General features: G+C 37.0%; 4 protein-coding genes. 3 read left to right on the top strand and 1 reads right to left on the bottom strand.

The genetic code is table 11. The features are described from left to right. Window positions 1–88: 88 nt before the first annotated feature. From AA650_RS25795 to AA650_RS25805, 3 genes are all read left to right on the top strand, one after another. Complete coding sequence (locus AA650_RS25795; protein ID WP_053541486.1) at window positions 89–1,702, top strand: hypothetical protein; 1,614 nt, start codon at window positions 89–91, stop codon at window positions 1,700–1,702. A 2-nt stretch (window positions 1,703–1,704) separates the two neighbouring features. Further along, window positions 1,705–4,359, top strand: coding sequence for a hypothetical protein (locus tag AA650_RS25800; protein ID WP_053541487.1), 2,655 nt, complete (start codon window positions 1,705–1,707; stop codon window positions 4,357–4,359). Window positions 4,360–4,716: 357 nt separating this feature from the next. Next, entirely contained in the window at window positions 4,717–5,232 is a 516-nt protein-coding gene (locus AA650_RS25805) for an HU family DNA-binding protein (protein WP_053541488.1), read from the top strand. A 148-nt stretch (window positions 5,233–5,380) separates the two neighbouring features. Here the strand turns inward: AA650_RS25805 and AA650_RS25810 are convergent, their stop codons facing one another. Then, window positions 5,381–6,646, bottom strand: coding sequence for a Calx-beta domain-containing protein (locus AA650_RS25810; protein WP_053541489.1), 1,266 nt, complete (start codon window positions 6,644–6,646; stop codon window positions 5,381–5,383). Between the last annotated feature and the right edge of the window lie 19 nt (window positions 6,647–6,665).

Consider the following 6,665-nt stretch of genomic DNA (forward strand, 5'->3'; position numbering starts at 1 on the left):
TAGATTTTCCATCTGCTTATCTTGATGCAAATTTGCAAGTATATTTATTATATTGATGAGATTAATTAGTATATTTATAGTACAAACTATGACACCAGAAGAAGTTTTAAATCAAATAAGTGATGGAATTTGGGTTAATAAAAGTGGACTCAAAGTACCCACAGAAATTGTCCAAGCTTTATCAAATAAAGAGGATTGGTTTGATTCCATAGAACCTGTAAAATTCTCTGAAGATAACTTACCTGATTTAAAGGCAATTATAAATTACTTCTCAGAACAGGAATTAGATGATGAAGTTGGCTATGCAAGTGCGGAAATCTTGCAATCATGTTATGGTGTCAACAAAGTTTTTAATAGTAAAGTACATGGAAATCCTAGCGCAGTTGGTCAACAAAAACTTGATGCAATTGGACAACGCCCAACGAACAAAGAAACTTATAAAGCGGCTGTTGAGGTCAATAATTTACTAATTAATTGGAAAAATATCAATAATAGTGGTTATAGTAATGATGACTCAGCTTATGACAGAATTAAAGCTATAGAAAAAGTCAATAAAGATTGGTTTTCTCAACAAGTTGAGGACTTAAAAACCAAAGTTCTTGAAGCTTATGATAATTTACTTTCAATGTTTGATCAGCGAGAAGACCCCGTACCACAAGAGGTAAGGAATCACTTTATTGGAATTAGGGAGAAAACAGAGAAGGAATTTCCATCTGCGATCGCTGATTTTCCCCAGGACAACCTCAACATTGTCAATATATTTCAAGGACTCCTAGATAAAGTCAAAGAAGAACTTGCGGATGCTTTACAAAAAATCAAAGAATTGGTTTTAGGTAAAGATGAATCCAAGGCAGCGAGGGCAGAAGCGAGACAAGAACACAAGGATAAATCAGGACTGTTGAAGTTTCTGAAAAGCAAGATTGTTAATCCAACAATTAACGGTATCAAAAAACTATTTAGAAAAGCCGGCAAATTGTTATCTAATAAAGAAGAAAATAATTATAAAGAAGACACAATTAAATCCCAATTTGGGAATATTTCTAGTGCTTATGGTGCAATTGTTCCTGTCGATATACCGACAACAATCAACGCTATTGAAGTATTGAAAAAGATTACCGAAAGTATTCTGACAACATTTATTTTAAAGGGAGTGCAATTACCGGGAGTTTTCGTTGAAGCCTTAAAAAATACTACGATTTCTATAATCTTAAAACGATTGGATATTCCCGGAGGTGAAGCAATTCGTTATATTACTGGGGGATTACTAAGAACAGTAAAAGATTTATTACCAGCAGTTTTCAATAATACTGGAATGTTTGCGGGGGCATGGGGTTTATTAACAGCTTGCGCTCCTTATATTTTAGCAGCAGCAATACTGGTGATTATTGCTATCAAAATGGCTAAAAGAAATCAACTCGGTGATTTTATCTTGATACTGGGGTTACTAGCATCCCAAACAGAACCCGATATCTGTTGTGCCAGGGTAATTGGTGACGAGAAAATGGAGGATATACAAACATTGAAAGAGGGATTTATTACCGAAACCAATAAGAATTATGACTTTATTTATGCTTTGACATTTAAAAATGAACAGATTGCTAGAAGCATGGACATATCCAATGAAACTCCGGTAATTATTCCTGAAGAAGCCGCTATCACAATTAACGCAGGATTATCAAGTTTAGAATACATGGATTTTTAATTATGACAATAACATTCACAAACACCCGCTATATCGAAGATGGTTCGGTAGGTTCAATCGCCACCGTTGCTGAATGGTCAGTGTGGAATTGTACTGAAAATAAATGGTCAAATGCACCTAGAGTAGTATTACGAAATATATTATTAGCAGGATTACATCCAAAATTAGATTTTTGTATTGGGGAAATAGAAACAACAGAAACCAGGGCATCAGCATTAAACGCATTTAAACCTAAAGGTTATCAAGCAGCATTCTTTCTGGATTTAGCCAGTGGTTCTAGAAATCATGGAAGATTCACATTCACTAATGAAAAAACCATCGGTAAAAAGTATTTTGGGGAAACAGCTAAAGACCAATGGAAACGTATAATTTACGGTAGCATTTTGCATACTGGTTGTAAGAAACTGGTATACAAACAAATGAAATATGTAGTAGTAGATGATGAAAATAAAGATTCAGATGGTAACGACTTAGATGATGCAGTCAATAATATTCATTGGGAAACCGGGGATAGTCACGCCAAAGCTAGTAAAGCACTGATGCAATTACTGGGACTGCCATTACAACAATTTAATCCCGATACTGGAGAAGACGAAGAACTTGAACCTGATGAAAATAAACCCTTACAATTTCGGGCAGCATTCAGAAACAACGATAATTTAGTAGAATGGATTGGTAAAGGTACTGTTGGTTATAACCCTAAACTCAACTCTTCTGAATTTGATTTAGTCATTCCCTTATCTTCACTCAAAGGCAATAAACCAGCGTTAGGAAATCATCAAGGTAAACTATTATTTGGTTTGGTGTTTGAAGGGGAATTACGCCGGGCTAAACCAGGATGGATGTTACTCCAGTGGTTCTCATTTGAAGTGCTACAAAAAGATAATATCATCAGCAAATTAGAAGCTAAATGCGATCGCCTATCTCAAGCCTATAATTCCATCACTGACCTAGCGGAAATCCTGAGAATTGACCAATCAGAAGCGGAGGCAGAAATAGAAGAAGGTAGCGATCAACTCCAGTCCGAAGCTGAATATGAAAACACGATGATTCGGATTATTAAAGCCGATAAAGCGGGTCTTTTACTGTTACATCCCTATGTGGTAACTCGTATCAAAGAACGCATGAGGGCTGTATGGTTAAACTTAGCTAAAGCTGCGGGTATCCGATTCTATTCAACAATGGCACAACCAGATGAATCCTTGGCTCATTATCATAGAGTATTACCAGATGGCAGAATCCAAGGTAAAAAAGTATTCTGCGCCCCGGACTTTGAACCGGGAGAATACATAGTTTTCTGTAATCCGATGCGACATTGGGGAGACTGTCAACTCTGGGAAAACAAACATGAGGGGACTTATGTAAATGCAACTGGTATTATGGCCGCACCTCGGTTACTACTACTGAACTTAGGACGTGATACGGATGGTGATTTTATACAATTAATCAAATCTTCTGCGTATCCAAATATGAGAGAAGCGATCGCTAACTTCGATGAACCCCCAGCCACCAGGAAATTCCCCAAGATGGCGTTACAGGGGAACTTACAACAGATTGCGATTAATAGCATGAATGATATGACTGGTGTAGTGGCTTCACTGTTGGCACGCGCCCGTTCTGGTAGTTGTGAACAGGTGGTATTGAATATTCCCGCCGGAGGTGAACAAAAAGAAGATGAGGAAATGCCGATTATTGATTTTCTATCTCAGCAGGTACAAATTGCTGTTGATAGTTTAAAGTCTGCATATCCCAACAATAAAAACGGATTAGATGCGGTCAGGGATTTTTTAAATGAACAGGGTGCGGAATCCCCTTGGTTAAAAGACTTCAAAGATAAGGAGTGTTATCTAAGTCGTAAATGCGCTGTTAAAGATGATGCTTTAGACACAATTTCCAGACTAGTGCAAACAGTTAATAGTTATTGGAAAGCCCCAGACCTGAGACTAGATTCTTCACCCAGGACTTATGAAAATGTGTTGTTTGGTAATGTTGAATATGCACCAGCACAATTAGAGAAAGCAATGGCTGACCGGACAGAATATCGGGCAGCGATGAAAAAAGCAATTCTTTGGAAAGAAGAAAATGATGATAGTACCCGCATGATCCGGGAAGTTTCCGAACTGTTTAAAGCCCGTAAGGAAAGTATTTATCAAACACCAAAACCCGACGGTAGTTTATACCATCCTGAATCATGGGTTGCTGTGTATTGGAAAGTTGCACATCAAGCGGAAACAGGTGAAGCGGGCATGGTGTTTACAATGTTTGCAGATGAAATTATAGAAAAGTTGAAAAATATGCAACCCGAAATAGCCAAAGTTTTAAAAGTCTACGCAGTTCAACATGGTAGTTGGTCTGCCCCTAAAGCAACACCTTGGATAGGTCAGACAGTACAAATCCGTTCTAAAATAATAGAGCAGGGAGGTAAACAAAAATTAGCAATTGAGATGCAATTTCCTGATGCTAAACAACAATTTGGCTGGCATCATCTAGGATTAGTCGGCGAACAATATCGTCCTTATTACCCCCCAGGACTTACGAAAACTATGTTGGCTTATAGTACAAGGTTTGTGACTGCAACTGGGAAAACCAGTGAACTGACATTATTTGATCCCAATATGGACAAAGAGGATATCAAGGATTTTCTAACTTTTAAATAGTCTTAAAACAATCCTAATGATTCAGGATATAGAGTAAATCAGAGTTTTGGAATCTTTCTTAGTAATTGATGAAGAACTGGCTTCTCTATATTCTTGCTATCACCAATATTCCTGATTCCTGATTCCTGATTCCTGATTCCTGACTCCTGATTCCTGATTCCTGATTCTTAATTCTTGACTCCTAACTCCTGACTCCTGACTCCTGATTCCTGATTCTTAATTCTTAATTCTTAATTCTTGACTCCTAACTCCTGACTCCTGAATTATTCCAAAAAATCTTAGTTACCACTTGTCAAATTCACCTGTTTTTGAGTAATAATTAAATCATAATCTGATGCTGTTAAATGATACGAGAATATGAACGCCAACCTATCCGAATATTTGCAACAATCCACAGGATACAGTGAAGTAACTGTAAAAAGTGTGCTTGAATCTTTCTATAAATTTATTCAAGTTTCTCTTCGTGAGGGTGAGGAAGTGAGAATAGATAAATTTGGGGTTTTTTCCTTTAGAGATTTACCAGAACGTAAAGCCAGAAATCCCCGGACTGGTGAACAAATTGATGTTGATGCTAAACGCAAACCAACTTTCAAATTTTCTAAAGGTTTTGATATTCAACCTGACCCAGCAACATTGCCAATAATTGAAGCAATTAAGCATAATAGTCCGCCAATTCCCCCAATTCCCACAGAATTATTAATCCCAAATAATCGCAGTTGGTTTATGAATATTGATAATCAACCTGTGGAAATATTTGAATCAGAATTAATCTCCAAAGGATTAACAACAATCACTCCATTATGGAGTAATACTACTGGCTGGAAACGTGCTGGTGAAATTCCTGAAATTGGGTATTTATTTAAGGTTGCTTAACTAATTAAGGTTTTGGATCTTAAACATCTAAAATCCAAAACCCTAAATCATAGTAAAATTAATTGAAAATTCTGTACCATACATTTGATAATTCGCATTACCACCAACTACTAATTTATTTTTTGTGTAGTTAAAATCAGTTTGGTAATTACCAAGTAAATATTTTTAGTCCGTATAATTTACCGTCAAAACTTTGGAAATTTCCTATGACCAGTCCATTTGCAGTGTTGTATGTTTGCGTAACTGGTTTTGAGGCTAAGACTCCATTTACATCTAGTGTTACTACATTATTGGATCTAATTATTTTGATGGTGTCTGGGGAATTAATACCAGATACAGAATTTGGGATTGTAATAACATTATTCTGCCCAACACCAACATCAAAGCACCAATTCGAGCCATCTGGGCGCAGATTTAATAATCCGTCTGGCTCAACTCCCATGATATTAGAATATTGGGGATCAATTGCTAATTTAATTTCTATGGCGAAATCGGAATTAAAGTTTTCCTCTATGCCCTTGATGGTTAAAGAAGATGATCTTTTGACAAAGGACAGATGCTCACCTAATGAATCTATTCCAGCAGTCACATTATTAGCCAAAATGCTCAAACCATTGGCTAACATAGTAGCCATATTTAATTGATAAGATTTATCAAAAAGCGTAGGTGTAGGCGTTGGTGCAGGTGTAGATGGAATAAACACCTCACAGACCTTGACAACACCATACAAGGGGTCTGAACCAAAGAAGGCGACATCACAAGTCCCAGACCCACTCACTGTTTTTTCAATCCAGGTGTTGTTGCGTCCATAACGAACGTGCTGCGACTCGCCGACAGTAAAAGCACCCCCTTCTCCAGCCACTTGTACCCACGAACCTGCCGGAGGCGTTGGTGTTGGTGTTGTCGGTGTTGTTGGTAAACTTGCAATTATTTCCTGATATAACCAATTCTTAAAATCTCCAAATTTAACACCAGTGTTATTTCCAGGAACTGAATTATAAATAGAGATAATATCAGAATCCTTAATTGCACTTGCTTGAAGCACAGTCACAGGTAATGCTTGATCATAAATCACCAATTGAGCAGTTTTTACTGGGGCATATTTAGCACCTTTAATGCTAGAAAGAGATAATGTTAAAAATTCATCTCCTTCGGTGTACATATCTTGAATTGGTTTGATATTGACAAATTTAGGAGTTACATCACCATCTACCCAAGTTAAAACCTGATTAATTTTATCTATATCTTTACCTACGGTGGCAGTTTCAGTTTTGGCAGTAACTTTAACTGATACATTCCCTGTTGCCCCATCTTTACGTAATACCTGTACCTGTTCTGTCAACCATTCACCGGATTCAGTGATTTTATAAATTGGTTGACTAAATTGTAAAATTCCTGCTGTTGTTGTTGGCATTTGTAGATTCCTATTGTTT

The organism is Anabaena sp. WA102 (assembly GCF_001277295.1).
Lineage (GTDB): Bacteria > Cyanobacteriota > Cyanobacteriia > Cyanobacteriales > Nostocaceae > Dolichospermum > Dolichospermum heterosporum.

Excerpts from the sequence above, each read along its gene's own strand:
- AA650_RS25800 (WP_053541487.1), top strand. The coding sequence starts at position 1,705 with ATGACAATAACATTCACAAACACCCGCTATATCGAAGATGGTTCGGTA.
- AA650_RS25805 (WP_053541488.1), top strand. The coding sequence starts at position 4,717 with ATGAACGCCAACCTATCCGAATATTTGCAACAATCCACAGGATACAGT.
- AA650_RS25795 (WP_053541486.1), top strand. The coding sequence starts at position 89 with ATGACACCAGAAGAAGTTTTAAATCAAATAAGTGATGGAATTTGGGTT.
- AA650_RS25810 (WP_053541489.1), bottom strand. The coding sequence starts at position 6,646 with ATGCCAACAACAACAGCAGGAATTTTACAATTTAGTCAACCAATTTAT.